Here is a 19,037-nt window from a genome sequence, read left to right as displayed (position 1 = left end):
TCATGACGTTGCGAGTGGTTCCCGAGGGGCTGGCCGCGACCAGCGCGGCCGTGGAGGCGCTGACGGCGCGGCTGGCGGCCGCGCATGCGGCGGCGGCCCCCGCGATTACCGCGGTGGTGCCGCCGGCGGCGGACCCCGTGTCGCTGCAGACGGCCGCGGGGTTCAGCGCCCAGGGCCAGGAGCACGCCGCCGTCGCCACCCAGGGTGTCGAGGAGTTGGGCCGCGCCGGCGTCGGCGTGGGTGAGTCCGGCGCCAGCTACCTCGCCGGTGACACGGCGGCGGCCGCGAGCTATGGGATGGCGGCCGGCTGACAATGACCGCCCCCGTCTGGATGGCGTCGCCGCCGGAGGTGCACTCGGCATTGCTGAGCGCCGGTCCGGGGCCGGAGTCGCTGCTGGCGGCCTCCGGTGCCTGGTCCGCGCTCAGCGCCGAATACGCTTCGGCGGCGGCCGAACTCAGCGGGATCCTCGGGGCGGCGCAGGCCGGGGCATGGCAGGGCCCGAGCGCGGAGCAATACGCGGCGGCCCACCTGCCCTACCTGATGTGGCTGCAGCAGGCCAGCGCCGACAGCGCGGGCGTGGCCGCCCAGCACGAGGTCGCCGCGACGGCGTACACCGGCGCGCTGGCCGCGATGCCGACCCTGGTAGAGCTGGCCGCCAATCACGTCATCCACGGCGTGCTGCTGGCCACGAATTTCTTTGGGATCAACGCGATTCCGATCGCGCTGAACGAGGCCGACTACGTGCGCATGTGGATCCAGGCGGCCACCACGATGAGCGCCTACCAGGCGGTCTCCGGCGCGGCGCTGGCCTCGGCGCCGCGCACCACCCCGGCTCCGTCCATCGTGAACCAGAGCGGCGCGGCCACCCCGGCCGCCCAGTCGGGTTCGTCGCTCAATGTCTCCGACCTGTTTTCTCAGCTGCTGTCGCAGTACACGAATTTCTACGGCAACATGTTCCAGGAGCTCGCCACGTTCTTCCAGGATCCCATCGGGAACTCGGTGAAGATCATCCAGGCGTTCATGACGAATCCGTCTGAGGCACTGGTGCTTTACGGCCCGCTGCTGTTCGCGATCGCCTACCAGGCGTTCTCCTGGGTCGGAGCGTCGATCACTTACCCGTCGCTGCTGCTCAGTCCTTTCCTTGGGCTCATCCTCCCGGTGACCCTGCAGCCGGCGCTGGCGCTCGCGGCCGCGGCGGCTCCCGCGTTGGCGGCACCCGTGGCGGGAGGCATCGCCGCGAGCGCCGCCCCCGTTTCCGCGGTGTGGCCGGTCGCCGGCGTGGCCCCGACGGCCGCGGCTCCGGCGGCGGCACCGGCATCGGTGGGCGCTGCGGGCGCCGGTGCTCCGGCCGCGCCGGCCCCGGCGACAGCCGCCGGAACCTTCGCCTACATCGTGGGTTTCGGCGGCGGCCCCGGCACCGAGTCCGGCCCGACACTCGGTGGCCGCGGCGGCGCCAAGGCGCCGGCGGCGACCCTACCGGCGGCGGGCGCAGTGGCGCCGATCCGGGCGGAGGCGCGGGCCCGGCGGCGCCGGCGGGCGGCGATGCGCGAGTACGGCGACGAGTTCCTGGACATGGATGCCGACATCGGCCTTCCGCCCGACTTTGCCGCCGAGCAGTTGGTGTCGGCGGTGGCCTCCGGAAACGGGGCCGGGAGCCTGGGATTCGCGGGGACCGCACACAAAGAGTCCGCCGTAAGCGCGGCCGGGTTGACCAAGCTGGCCGGCGACGAATTCGGCGGCGGTCCGCGGGTGCCGATGGTGCCGGGAACGTGGGATTACGAACCGGGGAGAGGGGGAGACGACGGCACCTAACGTGGCAGTCAGCAACCGAAATCCGAAGAGAGCGAAAGGAAACCAATCACCATGAGTATGTTGGACGCTCATATTCCGCAGTTGGTGGCCGCGCAGTCGGCGTTCAGCGCCAAGGCGGCGCTGATGCGCAGCACGATCAGCCAGGCCGAGCAGGAAGCGGTCTCGGCGCAGGCGTTCCACCAGGGCGAGTCCTCGGCTGCGTTTCAGGCCGCCCACGCCCGCTTCGTGGAGGTCGCGGCGCGGATCAACACCCTGCTCGACATCGCCCAGGCCAACCTCGGGGACGCCGCCGGCACCTACGTGGCCGCCGACGCCGCGGCCGCTTCCGGCTACACCGCGTTCTGATCAGACCTCTAAACCGCGAAAGGACTTGCGATGTCGCAAATCATGTACAACTACCCCGCGATGCTGGGCCACGCCGCGGACATGTCGGGCTACGCCGGCACGTTGCAGGCGCTCGGCTCGGACATTGCCAGCGAGCAGGCCACGCTGTCCAACGCCTGGCAGGGCGACACCGGCATGACGTACCAGGTGTGGCAGGCGCAGTGGAACCAGGCGATGGACAGCCTGGTCCGGGCCTACCAGTCGATGGCCGGCACCCACGATGCCAACACCACCGCGATGCTCGCCCGCGACCAGGCCGAGGCCGCCAAATGGGGCGGTTAACCCCCGCCTGATGAACGCAGCACCAAACGCCGTCGAGCTGACGGTTGACCACGCGTGGTATATCGCGGAAACCACTGGGGCGGGCAGCTTCCCGTGGGTTCTCGCGATCACCACGCCCTATCGCGATGCCGCGCAGCGCGCCGAGTTCTTGGAGCGGCAACGCGCCGAGCTGACCCGGATGGGTCTGGTATCGGGGGACGGGCTCGTCAACGCGGCGGTCGCCGGCTGGATCAAGACGGTGTGCTTCCCTGACCGCTGGCTCGACCTGCGGTACGTGGGACCCGGGGCGGCCGCCGGCGCCGGCGAGTTGCTGCGCGGCGTGGTCGCGCAGCGCTGCACCGGTGGGAGCGGCACGGCGCCGCAAACCGTCGTGGCGTTGCGCAGCGCCCAACTGGTCACCTTCACCGCCATGGAGATCGACGACGCGCGGGGGCTGGTCCCAGTCCTCGGCGTCGGGCTGGCGCAGCGGCCGCCGGCCCGGTTCGACGAGTTCAGCATGCCGATGCGGGTGGGGGCCCGCGCCGACGAACGGCTGCGGTCCGGCGCTTCGCTGGCGGAAGTCGTTGACTATCTGGGCATTCCGGCGTCGGCGCGACCGGTCGTGGAGTCGGTGTTCTCCGGCGCGCGCAGCTACGTCGAGATCGTCGCCGGCTCCCACTGCGACGGGCAGCACTCGACCACCGAGGTCGGGATGAGCATCGTCGACACCGCCGCGGGCCGGGTGCTGGTCAGCCCGTCGCGCGCCTTTGACGGCGAGTGGGTCTCCACTTTCGCCCCGGGCACGCCGTTCGCCATCGCCGTCGCCGTCGAACAGCTGGTCGGCCTGCTGCCGGAGGGCCAGTGGTTCCCCGGCCGGCGGCTGTCCCGAGACTTTTCCGCACAGAGTTCATAACCGCCCAACGTTCTGATACAGCAACGAAATAGAGAAGAGAGAACCATGCCAGTGACGTCCGGTGCCGTGATGCCGATCGTGCGCGTCGCCATCCTCGCGGACAGCAGGCTGACGGAGATGGCGCTGCCGGCCGAGCTTCCGCTGCGCGAAATCCTACCGGCGGTCAAGCGGTTGGCGGCCCCGGCGGCCACCAACGGTGACACCGAGGACACCTTGGATGGTCTCGCGGCCTCCCACCTGAGCCTCGCACCGATCGGCGGCGCGCCGTTCAGCCTGGACGCCAGCCTGGACACCGTCGGAGTCGTCGACGGCGACCTGTTGGCGCTGCAGCCGGTGCCCGCCGGGCCGGCCGCGCCGGGCATCGTCGAGGACATCGCCGACGCCGCCATGATCTTCTCGACTTCCCGGTTGCGGCCTTGGGGCACAGCGCATATCCAGCGTGCGGCGCTGGCCGGTGCGATCGCCGTGGCGTTCCTGACCACGGGCCTAGGGGTCACCTACCGGGTGGCCACCGGCGCGCTGGCCGGGCTGGTCGCGGTTGCCGCGATCGCGGCGCTGACCGGGGTGATCGGCCTGCTCATCACCGTGCGCTCCCCGCGCGCCGGAATGGCGCTGTCGATCGCGGCCCTGGTGCCCATCGGCGCCGCACTGGCGCTGGCGGTGCCCGGCGGGTTCGGGCCGGCACAGCTGATGCTTGCGGCGGCCGGCGTGACCGCGTGGTCGCTGATCGCCCTGATGGTCCCGGGCCCGGAGCGCGAACGGGTGGTCGCCTTCTTCACCACGACCGCAACCGTCGGCGCCGCGGTGTCGCTGGCCGCCGGCGCCGAATTGATCTGGCATTTCCCGGTACTGGCCATCGGCTGCGGCCTCATCGTGGCGGCCCTGCTGGTCACCGTCGAGGCCGCTCCGTTGTCGGCGCTGTGGGCGCGCTTCCCGCTGCCCGTCATTCCGGCGCCCGGCGATCCGACCCCGTCGGCGCCGTCGCTGCGCGTGCTCGAGGACCTGCCGCGGCGGGTGCGAATCGGCGACGCGCATCAGAGCGGGTTCATCGCCGCCGCGGTGTTGCTCAGCGCGCTGGGCTCGGTGGCGATCGCGCTGCGCCCGGAGTCGTTGGGGGGCTTCGGCTGGTACGTGGTCGGCGCCACCGCGGCGACGTCCGTGCTGCGCGCCCGCGTGTGGGACTCGGCCGCCTGCAAGGGCTGGCTGCTCGCCCAGCCCTACCTGGTCGCCGGTGTCCTGTTGGTGCTCTACACCGCGACGGGGCGGTACGGCGCCGCCCTCGGCGCCGCGCTGGTACTCGTCGCGCTGGCCCTGGTATGGCTGGTGGTGGCGCTGAATCCGCGCATCGCCGTGCCGGAAAGCTATTCGCTGCCGCTGCGGCGGCTGGTGGGCTTTGCCGCGGCCGGACTCGACGCCTCGCTGATCCCCGTGCTGGCCTACCTGGTCGGTCTGTTCGCCTGGGTGCTCAATCGATGATGAGGCCCCAAGCCGGATTGGCCTGCGTCACAGCCGCTTTGGCGGCCATGATGTGGACCGCTCCGTCGGCGTTGGCCGTCGACCAGCCGAAGGTTGACCCCGGTGTGCCGCCGCCGAGCGGCACCCCGGGACCCGGGCAGCCGATGGAGCAGCGCGGCCCCTGCAGCGCCTCCGGTGTGATCCCGGGCAGCGATCCGGCCGTGACGACGCCCAGCCAGGCGATGCTCAACCTTCCCGCGGCATGGCGGTTTTCGCGGGGCGAGGGCCAACTGGTGGGGGTCATCGACACCGGCGTGCGCCCCGGCCCAAGGCTGCCCAATGTCGATCCCGGCGGGGATTTCGTCGAGACCACCGACGGCCTGACCGACTGCGACGGGCACGGCACCCTGGTGGCCGGCGTCATCGCCGGCCAGCCCGGCGACGATGGGTTCTCGGGGGTCGCGCCCGCGGCGCGGGTGCTCTCCATCAGGACGACGTCCGCGAAATTCTCACCGCGCACGCCGGGCGGCGATCCGTTGCTGGCCAGGGCATCTCAAGACGTCGCCACCCTGGCGCGGGCCATCGTGCACGCCGCCGACCTCGGCGCCCGCGTGATCAACATCTCGGCGATCACCTGCCTGCCCGCCGACCGGACGGTCGACCAGGCCGCACTGGGTGCGGCGATCCGCTACGCCGCGGTGGACAAGGACGCCGTGATCGTGGCCGCCGCGGGCAACAACGGCCCCACTGGATCGGTCGCCGGCGGAACGTCGTGTGAGTCCAACCCGCTCACCGACCTCGGCCGCCCGGACGACCCGCGCAACTGGGCCGGTGTCACGTCGGTCTCCATCCCGTCGTGGTGGCAGCCCTACGTGCTGTCGACGGCCTCCCTCACGCCGGACGCGGAGCCGTCGAAATTCACCATGGCCGGGCCGTGGGTGGGCGTCGCGGCACCCGGCGAAAACATCGTGTCGGTCAGCAACCGCGACGGCGGCGGCCTCGCCAATGGCCTGCCCGACGAACACCAGCAGCTGATCGCCTTGAGCGGCACCAGCTATGCGGCCGGCTACGTGTCGGGCGTTGCGGCCTTGGTGCGCAGCAAGTATCCCCAACTGACCGCGACGCAGGTGGTGCACCGCATCACCGCGACCGCCCACAACGGTGCCCGCGCTCCCTCCAACGTCGTCGGCGCCGGCGCGGTGGACCCCGTGGCGGCGCTGACGTGGGAACTGCCCGCCGGCAACCCATCCGGCGGGCCGGCGGCCAGGCCGGTCGCCGCCCCGCCGACACCCGCACCCGAAAGCACCACCCCGCGAACCGTGGCGTTCGCCGGAACCGCCGCGCTGGCCGTCGTCGTCGCAATCGTCGCCGCCATCACCGCGATCGTCAGAAAGAAGGAGACCACCCCGTGAGCCGCTCGATACCCGCGCCCGGAACGGGCCGGATCACGTTGGCGCTGCTGGCCGTGGTGCCCGCCGCGATGGCATACCCTTGGCGGTCCCCGCGTGACTACTGGGTGCTCGGCATCGCGGCTGCCGTCGTGATCGTGCTGTTCGGCTGGTGGCAGGGCCTGCACCTGACCACCATCCTGCGCCGCCGCCTGGCCATGGCGCGGCGCGCCCGGGGATTCGTGCCCGAATCAGGCCCTGCCACAAGCGTGACCGCCTTGCTGCGCCTCGGGCCGCCGCTCGGTGACTCGGACGTGCTCCCGCTGCAGCTCATCGCGGGCTACCTGGACCGCTACGGCATCCGCGCCGACAAGATCCGAATCACCAGCCGCGACAACGCATCCGACGCCTCCAGACGCCAGACCTGGATCGGGCTCACGGTGTCGGCGGCCGACAACCTGGCGGCGCTGCAGGCGCGCTCGTCGCGGATCCCGTTGACCGAAACCGCCCAGGTGGTCGCGCGCCGGCTGGCCGACCACCTCCGTGAGATCGGCTGGGAAGCCAGCACCGTTGCACCCGACGACGTCCCGCGGCTGCTGGCGCCCAACGCCCGCGAGACCTGGCGGGGCGTGCAGCGCGGCGACTCCGATTACATTGCGGCCTACCGCGTCCGGGTGGACGACGGGTTGGCCGAGACGCTGGACGCGATCCGCTCGCACCCGGTGCGCGAGACCTGCACGGCGCTGGAGATCGCCGGCGACCGCACCCACCGCACCGTCGCGGCCGCGTGTGCGTTCTTGACCGATTCGCCACCCGCGGGCGCGGCGCCGCTGGCCGGGCTGATCCCGCAGCGCGGGAATCACCGGCCGGCGCTGGCGACCCTGGATCTGTCGTCGGCGCAGCGCCTCGACGGGCACGCCGACGAGCCCGCCGGGGTGCTGGCGGGGCTGATCTGGCCGACCCCGGAGGCGGGCGCCCACCGGGCGCGGCTGGCCGAAACCGCTAGAACATAACCCCGCGCAGAAACTGGGTCATCCTGCGCAGGTAGTCCAGCTGGCTCACGTGCAGCACGTGGCTGCCCGGAAACCAGTGCAGCGCACAGCGATTCCAGTGCTCCCACAGCGTGACCGCCTGTCCCGGCGGGGCCATCCGATCGCCGAGGCCGGTGATGATCATCCGGCGGTCCTTTCCGATCAGCGGCGGGTAGTTCAGCGGCGAGTGGTAGGACAACCCGGCGGCGAGCTCGTCCCGGGTGATCTTGGACATCCGCAGGCCCAGCCCCATGAGCTTGTTGGCCGGGAACCATTCGTCGAACATCGTTGCCGGCGTCACGACCGGGCAATTGGGGATGACGGCCTCGAGCCGATCGTCGACCGAGGCCACCAGCGCGGAGGTGTAGCCGCCGAGCGAGATGCCGGTCAGCGCGATGCGCTCGACGCCGGTGTGGCGCAGGTGGTCGATGATGGACCGGAAGTCGTGCACGGCCTGCGCCATCGCCTCGGCGAAGCCGCACAGGCCGCCAGCGAAATACCCGAAACCGCTGAACGGCGAATACTTTTCGGCCCGTGGGCCGTGAAAGGGCAGGGTGTACATCAGGACGTCGTAGCCGGCACGGTAATACCACGGCAGCGTGAAGAACCGCCCGTTGGCCAAATACGACGACCCCATGAAGCCGTGGATGACGCACAGCGTGGGGTGCGGTCCGTCGCCATGGCGCCAGTGCTGCGCGTGCACAACGTTGTTGGCGGACAACGCGTTCCAGCGCGTGCGCAGCGCGGGATTGATGGCCCGGAAGCTGCTGGGGAACGAGATGTTGTCGACGGTGCCGTGGGCGATCCACTCCGCGAGCCGGTTGGCCGGCCGCGATGAGACGGTGGGCAGATCGGTGGGCGCCGGAAACGACCTCGCCGGGTCACGTTCGGCGCCGAGCTCGGCGTAGAAGCGCAGGCTCTCGCGTTCGCTGCCGAAGCGCACCGACGAGGCGAGCACGGCCGGCGTGACCGTGGTGGTCAGCACCGACGCGACCGCGGTGCGCAGCGCGAGGTCGGAGATGGCCGCCGCCTCGACGACCATTCGCTGGCGGGGCGACAGCGCGGAGCGCGGTGGCAATCCCGCCGCGCCGGCCGGCACGTCGGCGCCGGGAACATCCGGAACGGGAACCGGGGGATTGACCGGATCCCGGTCAGGCGGTGTCACAAACGCGATGCTAACGCCCACTCGGTCGGCCGTGGGGCCGCATGCGGTAATACGGTTTACCTATCAGCCCGACCCGTGCTGGTGTTGATCAGGAGGACCGACATGTGGGATCCCGACGTCTACCTGGCCTTTGCTGACCATCGCAGCCGCCCGTTCTATGACCTGGTGTCGCGAGTGGGTGCCAAGCAGGCGCGTCGAGTGGTCGACCTGGGCTGCGGCCCGGGCCACCTGACCAAGTACCTGGCCCGGCGCTGGCCGGAGGCGGCGATCGAGGCGGTGGACAGCTCGCCGGAGATGGTCGCCGCTGCCAAGGAGCGCGGCATCGACGCCGTCATCGGCGACTTGCGGGACTGGAAGCCCAAGCCCGACACCGACGTGGTGATCTGCAACGCCGCCCTGCATTGGGTGCCCGAGCACGCCGATCTGCTGGTGCGGTGGGCCGGCGAGCTGGCGCCCGGCTCGTGGATCGGCGTGCAGATCCCGGGCAACTTCGAGACCCCGTCGCATGCCACCGTGCGGGCGCTGGCCCGTCGCGAGCCCTACGCAAAACTCATGCGCGACATACCGTTTCGCGTGGGCGCGGTGGTTCAGCCGCCCATGAATTACGCCAACCTGCTGTTGGACGCCGGATGCAAGATCGACGTCTGGGAGAGCACCTACCTGCATCAGCTGACCGGTGAGAACCCGGTGCTGGAGTGGATCACCGGCACGGCGCTGGTGCCGGTGCGCGAGCGGCTCGACGACGCGGGCTGGGAGCAGTTTCGCCGCGAGCTGATCCCGTTGTTGGACGACGCGTACCCGCCCCGCGCCGACGGCACCACGATCTTTCCCTTCCGGCGGGTTTTCATCGTCGCCGAGGTCGGCGGCGCCCAGCGCTCCGGCGGTAAGCAGGCGTAGCCGGGCTATTCCTCGATGCCGCGGTCGACGGCGATCGCCGAGCGGCTGCTCGGCCTGATGCGGTGAATCTGCAGATAGGTCTCGGTGTAACGCAGGGCGATGCGGTGGCCGGCAAACTCCGACGGGATGACGTCGCCGGTGCGCTGGCGCCAATCATGCAGGCGCACAGCCAGATCGGCGGCGACCCCTTCCACGTCCGCGTCGCCGCCCGGCGCGTCGGTCAGCAGGTTGGCGGTCTCGCCGGGATCGGTTCGCAGGTCGTAGAGTTCGCGCTCGGGGCGCGGGCCCGAAATGAACGGCGCGACCGCCTGCCCCGACGGGCTTTCCTGGATGTCCAACGGCAGATCGAGCAGCGGACGGGCCGCATAGTTCTCGATGTAGCTGTATTCCTTGGTGCGAATCGCGCGAATGGGGTCGAACGAGTCGTGGTAGGTCTTCATGGTGTAGACCTCGTCGCGGATCGGCTCGGCTTGCGGCTCCGGCGCGAGCAGCGCGTCGGCGTGTGACACGCCCTCGACGTCGGCCGGCAGGTTGAGGCCCAGCAGCCCGAGCAGCGTCGGCACCAAGTCGACTCCGCTGAAGAGTTCGTCGTAGACGTGGGGGGCCACGCTGCGCCGGGTGGGAGGCCGGACGATCATCCCGATCCCCGTTCCGGCGTCGTACAGCGTGGATTTCGCCCGCGGGAAGGCGGCGCCGTGGTCGGTGAAGAACACCACCCAGGTGTTGGCGTCCAGGCCCGTGTCGGCCAGCACGTCCAGCAGGCGCCCGACGGCGGCGTCGGCGGCGGCGATCGACCCGTAGAACTCCGCAAGGTCGCCGCGCACCTCGGGGGTGTCGGGCAGATAGCCGGGCGGATCGACGGCGGCGGTGTCGGCCGGCTGGTAGCGGTCCCGCGGGTAGGGTCGGTGGGTCTCGAAGAACCCCGCCGTCAACAAGAACGGTTGCCCGGCAAGGTTTTCGGCGCTTTCCCGCAGCCACGCCTCGGCTTTGTCGACCACGTACTCGCAGTAGGAGTTGGACACGTCGAATTCGTCGAAGCCCAGCCGCTTCGGGTACGAGGTTTCGTGCTGCATCCCGAAAAGCGCCGAATACCAGCCGGATTCGGACAGTATCTGGGGGAGGGTCCGCACCCCGCTGCGGTATTCCCAGCCGTGGTGGGCCAGGCCGACCAGCCCGTTGCTCTGCGGGTAGCGGCCGGTGAACAGCGATCCGCGCGACGGCGAGCACAGCGGCGCGGTGGCGTGCGCCCTGGTGAACAGGATGCCTTCGGCGGCGAGCCTGTCCAGCCGCGGGCTGGACACGTCGGGGTGGCCGTAGACGCCGAGGTATCGGCCCAGGTCGTGCCAGTGCACGAGCAGCAGGTTTTCTGTCATACGGTCACCTCGACCGGCGACAATACCGCAGGCACCGACGTCGCCGGCCGGCGCTGGCGGTTTACCGTCGGGTTACCCCGGCGGCTGGCCCCAGCGGTTCTCGCAGACGAACTCCGGCAGCGGCCGCGCGTAGGCCCACCCGTCGAGCTCCAGTGCCGGGCGATCCGGAAATTCGGGAACCGGACCCAGGCACAGGATGGCCACCGGCTCGGCGCCGGCGGGCATCTCCAGCAGCTCGGCCAGCCGTCGCGGGTCGAACAGCGAAACCCAGCCCAGGCCAAGGCCTTCCGAGCGCGCCGCCAGCCACAGGTTCTGGATCGCGCACGACACCGACGCGAGATCCATCTGCGGCAGCGTGCGCCGGCCGAAGACGTGCCGGTCGCGGTTGTCGCACAGCGCCACCACGAACAGCTCGGCGCACTCGAGGATGCCCTCGACTTTCAGCGCCATGAACTCCTCGGCCCGATCGCCCAGGGCCGCGGCGGTCAGCGGGCGTTCCTCGTCGACGAGGGCGTGAATGCGCCGCCGCAGCGCGTCGTCGGTGATCCGCACGAAGCGCCAAGGCTGCATCAGGCCGACGCTGGGCGCGGCGTGCGCGGCCTGCAACAAGCGCGCCAGCACCTGCTCGCTCACCACCCCGCCCGGCGCGAACCGGCGCATGTCGCGCCGCTCGGAGATCACCCGATACACGGCCCGCCGCTCCTCGGGGCTGTACGCCTGCTCGCTCACGCCAGCCATGGTAGGAAAGCCGCACTAGCGTGGACCCATGAAGCTTTCCGACGTACTCGACCAGCTGCCCGACGACGCCGCGGGGCGCGTCTACGGCGAGCCGTACGAGACCGCCGCCGGGGCCACCGTGATCCCCGTCGCCAAACCGCTCGGCGTGTTCGTCGTCAGCGGCGGCGAGGCCCGCTGGGTGCCCGCCGTCGACCAGAACCGGATCGCGCTGATCGGCGTCGTCACCGGTCTGCTGGCGGCCGTGATCGGCAGCCTGGCGGTGCTCCGGCAGCCGCCCTGGCCGCGCATGACGATCACGGACTGTAGGTGACGCCGACGGCGCGAAAGACGTAGTCGGGCGGCATGTCGAAGGCCAGCGACCGGCGGGGCAGGCCCGCGAGCACGTCCGCCGGGATGGTCGCCTTGTAGTGCAGCGACAGCTCGCCGCTGAACTTCTTGTCGACCGCGGCGACGTCGACGTGGACCTGCAGGCCGGTCGACGAGATCTCCACCTTCGCCGCGCCGGTCTGCGGCGCGTCCCAGCGCGCGTTGACGGTCGGCCCGGCCAGCCTGGGCAGCATGGACAGCGTCGCCAGCACCCGCTCGGAGGTGAAGACCAGCGAGCCGGCGTAACTGGCGACGCTGTGCGGCAACCGCACACCGGGCAGGACGCCACTGAACCGCCGGGTCACCGCGACGTAGTCGGCGAGGTAGAGCAGGCCCTCCGCCTCGACCTGGGCGTGCAGATCGGCGGGAAGCTTGCCGATACCGAACAACCTGCGGACGAAGACCGCCATGACGCAAGTATGACCGCCCGCGCGCCACCCCGGGGCGCCGGCGACGGCCGGCGTGCTGGTATCGGTGTACCGGTGACCCGTCCGCGGACCGTCCCCATGCTGTGCGTCGCCCTGGTGGCCGCGATCATCTACGCGGTCATGTGGCTCGGTTGCTGCCAGCACTGGAACTGGCTGCAGCGCTGCGATTGGTCGCTGCTGGACGCCGCGCGTGACCTCGCCGCGCAGCACCCGCTCTGGGTGCGGTTCTGGGACGGGGTGTCGCTGGTGCTGGGGCCGGTCCCGTTGCGGCTGGCGGGCGTGGTGGCGACGGCGGCCGCGCTGGTGATGCGGAACCTGCGCGCGGCGCTGGTGCTGCTGGCCTGCGCGCCGCTCAGCGGGCTGGTGACGGTGGCGGCCAAGGCGCTGGTGGACCGGCCGCGACCGGCGACGATGCTGGTGGCGGCGGACTCGTCGTCGTTTCCCTCCGGGCACGCGCTCGAGGTGACGGCCGCGACGCTGGCCCTGCTGGCGTTCCTGCTGCCGATGATGGGCCGCGCGCTGGGTCGCGCCGCGATCGCGGTGGCGGCGCTGAACGTGCTGTCGGTGGGGATCGCCAGGGTGTCGCTGAACGTGCACTACCCGTCGGACGTGCTCGCGGGCTGGTCGCTGGGCTACCTCTATTTCCTGTTGTGCCTGTTGGTGTTTCGGCCGGGTCGGCCGGCCGGCCGCGCGCACGCGGTCACGGCGCAGTTACCCAACCGGGGCTAAAGCTTTACTTGACCCTTAGCTTCGGGTCGCCCGACGATGGAATCCATGCGCCGACTGCTCGTTTCGCTGTGCGCCGCGGCGTGCCTGATCGTGACGCCACTGGTGCCGGCACCGCGCGGCGGCGCGGCGACCCCGTGGTTCGCGAACTCGGTCAGCAATGCCACGCAGGTGGTTTCGGTCGTCAGCACCGGCGGCTCGAATGCGACGATGGACATCTACCAGCGCACCACCGCGGGGTGGCAGGCGCTGGCGACCGGTATCCCGACGCACGTCGGCTCGGCGGGCATGGCGCCGCAGGCCCGCAGCGGGGTGCCGGCCACCCCGATGGGCGTGTACACGCTCGACTCCGCCTTCGGCACGGCACCCAATCCCGGTGGGGGACTGCCGTATACGCAAGTCGGACCCAACCACTGGTGGAGCGGGGACGACCACAGCCCGACCTTCAACAGCATGCAGGTCTGCCAGAAGGCACGGTGCCCGTTCGACACCTCCGCCAGCGAGAACCTGCAGATCCCGCAGTACAAGCACGCCGTGGTGATGGGCGTGAACAAGAACAAGACCCCCGGCGGGGGTTCCGCGTTTTTCTTCCACACCACCGACGGGGCGCCCACCGAGGGGTGCGTGGCCATCGACGATGCCACGCTGGTGCAGATCATCCGCTGGCTGCGGCCCGGCGCGGTGATCGCGATCACGAAATGACCGGCGGCCGCGAGGGGTGTAGGAGCGTCCGCCCCGCCGGGCTAGTGTTACGCAAGGACGAAAGGCGCCTTCGCATGACAGAGCTGGTTACCGGGAAAACGCTGCCAAACGTCGTCGTCACTGGCATGGCCATGACGACCGCGTTGGCGACTGACGCGGAGACCACCTGGAAGTTGTTGCTGGATGGCCAGAGCGGCATCCGCACCCTCGACGACTCGTTTGTCGAGCACTACGACCTGCCGGTGCGCATCGGCGGGCACCTGCTGGAGGAATTCGACGACGGGTTGACCCGCGCCGAGCGGCACCGGATGGGTTATCTGCCGCGAATGTCCACCATGTTGAGCCGCCGGGTGTGGGAGGACGCCGGCGCCCCCGAGGTCGACCCCGACCGGCTGATGGTCTCCGTCGGTACCGGCCTGGGCAGCGCCGAGCAGATCGTCTTCAGCTACGACGACATGCGCGCGCGCGGGAGGAAGGCGGTGTCGCCGCTGGCGGTGCAGAAGTACATGCCCAACAGCGCCGCCGCGGCGGTCGGGCTGGAACGGCACGCGCGGGCCGGCGTGCTCACGTCGGTGTCGGCGTGCGCGTCCGGCTCCGAGGGCATCGCCCAGGCGTGGCGCAGCATCGTGTTCGGCGAGGCCGACATCGCCATCTGCGGCGGCGTGGAGGTCAAGATCGAGGCGGTGGCGATCGCGGCGTTCGCGCAGATGCGCATCGTGATGTCCACCAAGAACGACGACCCCGTGGGCGCGTGCCGCCCGTTCGACCGCGACCGGACCGGTTTCGTGTTCGGCGAGGCGGGCGCGCTGATGGTGATCGAGACCGAGGAGCACGCCAAGGCCCGGGGCGCCCGAATCCTGGCCCGGCTGATGGGCGCGAGCATCACCTCCGACGGCTACCACATGGTGGCCCCGGACCCCAACGGCGAGCGCGCCGGGCACGCGATGAGCCGGGCGATCCAGCTGGCGGGGCTGACGCCGGGCGACATCGGTCACGTCAACGCCCACGCCACCGGCACGTCGGTGGGTGACGTGGCCGAGGGCCAGGCGATCAACAACGCGCTGGGCCCGCACGGCGGGAACGCCGCGGTGTATGCGCCCAAGGCGGCGCTGGGTCACTCGGTGGGCGCGGTCGGCGCGGTGGAGTCGATCCTGACCGTGCTCGCGCTGCGGGACCAGGTGATCCCGCCGACGCTGAACCTGGAAAACCTCGATCCCGAAATCGATTTGGACGTGGTGGCGGGCAAGCCGCGGCAGGCCAATTTCAACTACGCGATCAACAACTCGTTCGGATTCGGCGGCCACAACGTCGCCATGGCCTTCGGCAGGTACTGAGCGGGGCCGGGGCCGTCTATGCCAGCGCGCGGCCCGGCTTGACCTTGAAGTCCATGCCCGCCAACGACATCGTGGCGTCGTAGGTCCGGTCGTAGCCGGTTCCGCTGATCTTCCAGCCGGCGTCGGTGCGCCGGTAGGTGTCGCGGTAGAAGGCGGCGCCGATCAGCATGAAGTTGAGGTCGGCGACGATCACCCGGTCCTGCAGGTACCAGCTGCCCGACGCGGTGTCGCCGGTCACGGTGACCTCCGGGTGGGTGACGCGGTGCTCGGTGATGACGTTCGGGCCGAGCGACGAGCGCATGTAGTCCACCAACTCGGTGCGGTTGGTGAAGTGCAGTTCGTTGCCGATCGATGGGCCGTAGTCGGCCTTGATGTCCTCGGCCAGCGTGTCGGCGAAGTCGTCCCAGTGCTTGGTGTCCAGCGCGCGCAGATAGCGGTACTTGAGCTGCTTGATGGCCTCGATGTCGGCGAGATCTTGAGGGGTCATCCCGTCATTGCAGCACACGGGTCACCATGTCGATCAGGGCGTGCCGTTCCAGGCTCCAGTCGACGGCCGTCCCGGTGATCATCTGCGCCAGCACGACACCGCGCAGGGCGGCCCAGATCACTTCGGCCACACCGGCTTTGGCGGGGTCCTCGGTGATCAGGCGGCCGAGCTGGGCGATCGCGGAGTTCATCTCGAGCAGGTGGCGCCGCGACGATCCGCCGCGGGTGGCACGCAGGATTTCGAAGGCGGCCATCGACGTCGGGCTGCTGTAGCAGGCCCACGCGGTGTCCACGACGACCTCGATGCGGCTGCGCAGCGGAAGGTCGCTGACGTTGGCCGACGACAGGCTCTCGACCAGCCTGGCCACCCCGTCGTCCACGACCGCCATCAACAAGCCGTTGCGGTCCCCGAAGTGGTATTGGATGACCCCCCACGTCACGCCGGCGCGTTCGGCCACGTGCTTGGCGGTCGCGGCGGCGAAGCCTTCCTCCATGATGCAGCGCACCGTCTCGTCGATGATCTTGGTGCGGGTGTCGTCGCCGCGCTTGCGCGGCGCGGTGGTGCGCCGGGTGGGGCCGGCGGGGCGCCCCGGGCCCTTACCCGCGGCGGCCGAGACGGTAGTCATTGTTGACTTTATAACATAGACGCAACTATTTTTGGGCGGTGAGCCCATCCCGATACGCGCGGTTGTCCCGGCGGGAGCTGTCCGTCCTGGTGCCCGAACTGCTCCTGATCGGTCACATGATCGACCGCTCGGGAATGGCCTGGTGCATCCAGGAATTCGGCCGTGAAGAAATGGTGCAGATCGCCATCGAGGAGTGGGCGGGCGCCAGCCCGGTCTACACCAAGCGCATGCAGCGGGCGCTGAACTACGAGGGCGTCGACGTGCCCACCATCTTCAAGGGCCTGCAGCTCGACATCGGCGCCCCGCCGCAGTTCATGGATTTCCGCTACACGATCGACGACCGGTGGCACGGGGAATTCCAGCTCGACCACTGCGGGGCGCTGCTCGACGTCGAGCCCATGGGCGAGGAGTACGTCTTCGGGATGTGCCACACCATCGAGGACCCCACCTTCGACGCCACCGCCGTGGCGACCAACCCGCGCGCGCAGATGCGTCCCATCCACCGGCCGCCGCGCACGCCGGCGGATCGGCACCCGCACTGCGCGTGGACCGTCATCATCGACGACTCCCACCCGGAGGCCCAGGGCATACCCGCGCTGGACACCATCCGCCAAACCCGCGCCGCGACATGGGAACTGGATCCCATCGATCGCTCCGATGACGGGCAGGCGGACTACTCGGGGCCGCTGCTGTCCGACTTCGACTTCTCCGCGTTCTCGCACTCGGCGCTGGTGCGCATGGCCGACGAGGTGTGCTTGCAGATGCACCTGCTGTACCTGTCGTTCGCCGTCGCCGTGCGGGCGCGCGCCTCCGACGATGCACAGGCCGTCTCGGTCGGCACCCGCGGCCTGATCGGCGTGGCCGGGCTGGGCGCGGAGCGGATCCACCGCGCCCTGGGCTCTCCGGGCGGAATCGACGGGGCGCGAACGGTGTTCGAGTTGCACCCGCTGCTCAATCCCGCGGGCTACGTCGTCGCGCAGACGGCGGACGACGAGCTGATCGTGCGTCCGTCGCCGGCCCACGACGACGGCGCCTGGATATCGCTGTGCTCGCCGGAATCCGTGCGGCCGCTGCAGGCGATCGCCACCGCGGTGGATCCGCGCCTTCGGGTTCACGTCAGCGGCACCGGCACCGAGTGGACCGCACGACTGGTCGAAACCGACGCCCCCGCGGCCGAATTGCCCGAGGTTTCGGTGGCCAAATTCAGCGGCGGATCCACGTTCCAGTTCGAGCCGAGGCGCTCGCTGCCGCTCACCGTGGTGTGAACCAGGCCCCCTTCGACCCGATCTGACCAGGTTTGTCAAGGGGTATTTGATACCGCTTCGGTGACACAATCACATCGAGCCGATACCAATGACATTGCAAGCCATCGGCTTTGCGCGTGTCCGCGGCTATGGTTAACGCTGGCCAACGACCTCTATACCCTCAGTAGACGAAGGTTTTCGCTCTATGTACGACCCAGTCGGGTTGTCGATCGGGACCACGAACCTGGTCGCTGCGCGCAACGAAAGCCCACCGGTAGCACGGCGTGCGGTGTTGAGCCTGTATCCGCATTGTGCGCCGAAAATCGGCCTGCCTACGGAAGATCCGAAGCTGGCCGAGCCGGGCGTGCTCATGCGCGGCTTCGTGGAGCGAATCGGGGAGTCGGTCGCGCTGGTTTCGCCCGACGGCTCCACGCACGACCCGGACCTGCTCATGGTCGAGGCGCTGGACGCGATGATGGTGGCGGCGGGCGCGGATTCGGCCGCGTCGGAGATCTCCATCGCCGTCCCCGCGTACTGGAAGCCCGGCACGGTGCAGGCGCTGCGCAACGGCTTGCGCACGCATCTGGGGTTCGTCCGAAGCGGCATGGCGCCCCGGCTGGTCTCGGACGCCATCGCGTCGCTGACCGCGGCGAACGCGGAGCTTTGCCTGGCCGCGACGGGCGTGGTGGCGCTGATCGATTTCGGTGGCGGCGGCACCTCGGCCACCCTGATCAGCCTGGCCGGGGACTTCGAACTCGTCAGCCCGACAATGCGTTACGCGGCGTTCTCCGGTGAGGAGATCGACCAGGCGGTGCTGCTGAAGGTGTTCGAGGAACTCGGACACGGCAGCGGCATCGACCCCGCCAGCACCGCCGGGGTCGGGCAACTCGGCCTGCTCCGGGAGCAGTGCCGCGCGGCCAAGGAGCGGCTGTCCACCGAAACCGCCGTCGAATTCGCGGCCGAGCTCGGTGGGCGGCGGTGCACCATGAAGCTGACGCGCGACGAGCTGGGCGACCTGATTCAGGATCGGCTGTCCGGCTTCATCTACGCGTTCGACGAGATGCTGGCCCGGCACAAGCGGGGCTGGACCGACTTGTCCGCGGTGGTCACCGTCGGCGGCGGCGCGAGCATTCCCCTTGTCACCGAACGCCTTTCGGTGCACGGCCGCCGGCCGGTCGTCAGCCCGGCGCAGCCGGGGCACGCCGCGGCCCTCGGCGCGCTGACGCTGGCGTCCCGCGGCGAGGAGCGGGATTTGCGGACGCGCACGTCCATCGGCCTGCTCACGGCCGCCGCCGGCGAGATCGTCGAACTACCCGCCGGCGACGTGCTGGTGATCGACGACGAGGCCCTCACCGACCGCGAATTGGCTTGGTCGCAAACCGAATTCCCCGGCGACATCCGGGTCCCGTACAGCGCCGCCGCGTTCGAGGAGGACGGTCCGGCCGGGTGGTCGATGCGCCTCAACGTGATCGAGCCGCCCAAGGAAAGGCCATGGCGGCGACTGCGGCTGTCGCAGTTGATCGTCGGGATGTGCGCCGTGGTCGCCGTGACCGCGGTCGGCGGCGTGGCCGTCACGTTGACGGGCATCGAAAACCGCCAGGCCCCGCGCCCGCCGACGGTCGCGCCCCTGCCGCTGCCGCCGGTCAGCTCCCTGGTGCCCAGCCCGGCGCCCCCGCCCCCCACGCCCGTGCCGGCGCCGCCCAGCGC

Annotated in this window: 21 protein-coding genes; 15 read left to right on the top strand and 6 right to left on the bottom strand. The window is 70.5% G+C overall.

The window, feature by feature from the left end:
• Positions 1 to 2 precede the first annotated feature (2 nt).
• Genes BST11_RS14150 through eccE form a run of 8 tightly spaced genes read left to right on the top strand, consistent with a single transcriptional unit; the run spans position 3 to position 7,227 of the window.
• Positions 3 to 311, top strand: a complete 309-nt coding sequence (locus BST11_RS14150; protein ID WP_083138571.1) for a PE family protein — start codon at positions 3 to 5, stop codon at positions 309 to 311.
• 2 nt (positions 312 to 313) lie between these two features.
• Complete coding sequence (locus tag BST11_RS14145; protein WP_083138570.1) at positions 314 to 1,813, top strand: PPE family protein; 1,500 nt, start codon at positions 314 to 316, stop codon at positions 1,811 to 1,813.
• A gap of 51 nt (positions 1,814 to 1,864) precedes the next feature.
• A complete protein-coding gene (locus BST11_RS14140; RefSeq protein ID WP_066917492.1) occupies positions 1,865 to 2,158 on the top strand; it encodes a WXG100 family type VII secretion target in 294 nt (97 codons plus the stop codon).
• Between the two features lie 30 nt (positions 2,159 to 2,188).
• A complete protein-coding gene (locus BST11_RS14135; protein ID WP_066968224.1) occupies positions 2,189 to 2,479 on the top strand; it encodes a WXG100 family type VII secretion target in 291 nt (96 codons plus the stop codon).
• A 10-nt stretch (positions 2,480 to 2,489) separates the two neighbouring features.
• A complete protein-coding gene (locus BST11_RS14130; RefSeq protein ID WP_083138569.1) occupies positions 2,490 to 3,371 on the top strand; it encodes an ESX secretion-associated protein EspG in 882 nt (293 codons plus the stop codon).
• Positions 3,372 to 3,416: 45 nt separating this feature from the next.
• On the top strand, positions 3,417 to 4,847 hold the full coding sequence (gene eccD / locus BST11_RS14125; protein WP_142276347.1) for a type VII secretion integral membrane protein EccD: 1,431 nt from the start codon (positions 3,417 to 3,419) through the stop codon (positions 4,845 to 4,847).
• A complete protein-coding gene (gene mycP / locus BST11_RS14120; RefSeq protein ID WP_083138567.1) occupies positions 4,844 to 6,238 on the top strand; it encodes a type VII secretion-associated serine protease mycosin in 1,395 nt (464 codons plus the stop codon). Before eccD ends, mycP begins: the two co-directional genes overlap by 4 nt.
• The gene (gene eccE / locus BST11_RS14115) at positions 6,235 to 7,227 is read left to right on the top strand and encodes a type VII secretion protein EccE (protein ID WP_142276346.1); all 993 of its coding nucleotides are present in this window, start codon (positions 6,235 to 6,237) and stop codon (positions 7,225 to 7,227) included. The genes mycP and eccE overlap by 4 nt, the downstream gene beginning before the upstream one ends.
• Here the strand turns inward: eccE and BST11_RS14110 are convergent.
• The gene (locus BST11_RS14110; RefSeq protein ID WP_083138599.1) at positions 7,217 to 8,410 is read right to left on the bottom strand and encodes an alpha/beta hydrolase family protein; all 1,194 of its coding nucleotides are present in this window, start codon (positions 8,408 to 8,410) and stop codon (positions 7,217 to 7,219) included. The two genes, eccE and BST11_RS14110, sit on opposite strands and share 11 nt — an antisense overlap.
• Before the next feature lie 102 nt (positions 8,411 to 8,512).
• Between BST11_RS14110 and BST11_RS14105 the strand changes: the two genes are divergently transcribed.
• Positions 8,513 to 9,307: a trans-aconitate 2-methyltransferase gene (locus BST11_RS14105; protein ID WP_083138566.1), complete on the top strand. Its 795-nt coding sequence runs from the start codon at positions 8,513 to 8,515 to the stop codon at positions 9,305 to 9,307.
• Between the two features lie 5 nt (positions 9,308 to 9,312).
• On the opposite strand, the gene BST11_RS14100 is transcribed toward BST11_RS14105, so the two are convergent.
• Positions 9,313 to 10,680 carry a sulfatase family protein gene (locus BST11_RS14100; RefSeq protein WP_083138565.1) on the bottom strand — a complete coding sequence of 456 codons (1,368 nt, stop codon included), beginning with the start codon at positions 10,678 to 10,680 and terminating at the stop codon, positions 9,313 to 9,315.
• A 72-nt stretch (positions 10,681 to 10,752) separates the two neighbouring features.
• On the bottom strand, positions 10,753 to 11,418 hold the full coding sequence (gene bluB, locus BST11_RS14095) for a 5,6-dimethylbenzimidazole synthase (RefSeq protein WP_083138564.1): 666 nt from the start codon (positions 11,416 to 11,418) through the stop codon (positions 10,753 to 10,755).
• 28 nt (positions 11,419 to 11,446) lie between these two features.
• Here bluB and BST11_RS14090 point away from each other — a divergent pair, with 28 nt between their 5' ends.
• Positions 11,447 to 11,728, top strand: coding sequence for a hypothetical protein (locus BST11_RS14090; protein ID WP_083138563.1), 282 nt, complete (start codon positions 11,447 to 11,449; stop codon positions 11,726 to 11,728).
• On the opposite strand, the gene BST11_RS14085 is transcribed toward BST11_RS14090, so the two are convergent.
• Complete coding sequence (locus BST11_RS14085) at positions 11,712 to 12,194, bottom strand: hypothetical protein (protein ID WP_083138562.1); 483 nt, start codon at positions 12,192 to 12,194, stop codon at positions 11,712 to 11,714. The genes BST11_RS14090 and BST11_RS14085 overlap by 17 nt on opposite strands.
• A gap of 72 nt (positions 12,195 to 12,266) precedes the next feature.
• Between BST11_RS14085 and BST11_RS14080 the strand changes: the two genes are divergently transcribed.
• The 3 genes from BST11_RS14080 to kasB all read left to right on the top strand — a co-directional run bounded on the left by BST11_RS14080 (position 12,267) and on the right by kasB (position 14,974).
• Positions 12,267 to 12,941: a phosphatase PAP2 family protein gene (locus tag BST11_RS14080; RefSeq protein WP_083138561.1), complete on the top strand. Its 675-nt coding sequence runs from the start codon at positions 12,267 to 12,269 to the stop codon at positions 12,939 to 12,941.
• A gap of 45 nt (positions 12,942 to 12,986) precedes the next feature.
• Complete coding sequence (locus tag BST11_RS14075) at positions 12,987 to 13,640, top strand: L,D-transpeptidase family protein (protein WP_083138597.1); 654 nt, start codon at positions 12,987 to 12,989, stop codon at positions 13,638 to 13,640.
• 74 nt (positions 13,641 to 13,714) lie between these two features.
• Complete coding sequence (gene kasB / locus BST11_RS14070; RefSeq protein WP_083138560.1) at positions 13,715 to 14,974, top strand: 3-oxoacyl-ACP synthase KasB; 1,260 nt, start codon at positions 13,715 to 13,717, stop codon at positions 14,972 to 14,974.
• A gap of 16 nt (positions 14,975 to 14,990) precedes the next feature.
• On the opposite strand, the gene BST11_RS14065 is transcribed toward kasB, so the two are convergent.
• Together BST11_RS14065 and BST11_RS14060 are read right to left on the bottom strand one after the other, a co-directional pair.
• Positions 14,991 to 15,479, bottom strand: coding sequence for a nuclear transport factor 2 family protein (locus BST11_RS14065; protein WP_083138559.1), 489 nt, complete (start codon positions 15,477 to 15,479; stop codon positions 14,991 to 14,993).
• Positions 15,466 to 16,086 (bottom strand): TetR/AcrR family transcriptional regulator, encoded by a 621-nt coding sequence (locus BST11_RS14060; protein WP_083138558.1) that lies wholly within the window; start codon positions 16,084 to 16,086, stop codon positions 15,466 to 15,468. The genes BST11_RS14065 and BST11_RS14060 overlap by 14 nt, the downstream gene beginning before the upstream one ends.
• A 38-nt stretch (positions 16,087 to 16,124) precedes the next feature.
• On the opposite strand from BST11_RS14060, the gene BST11_RS14055 reads away from it, so the two are divergent.
• Positions 16,125 to 17,351, top strand: coding sequence for a hypothetical protein (locus BST11_RS14055; RefSeq protein ID WP_083138557.1), 1,227 nt, complete (start codon positions 16,125 to 16,127; stop codon positions 17,349 to 17,351).
• A 184-nt stretch (positions 17,352 to 17,535) separates the two neighbouring features.
• A partial coding sequence (locus tag BST11_RS14050) for an Hsp70 family protein (protein WP_142276345.1) occupies positions 17,536 to 19,037 on the top strand: 1,502 nt, incomplete at its 3' end.

The organism is Mycobacterium alsense (genome assembly GCF_002086635.1).
GTDB lineage: Bacteria > Actinomycetota > Actinomycetes > Mycobacteriales > Mycobacteriaceae > Mycobacterium > Mycobacterium alsense.
The sequence above is the reverse complement of the archived record's forward strand: the minus strand, read 5'-3'. Positions and strand labels throughout refer to the sequence as shown.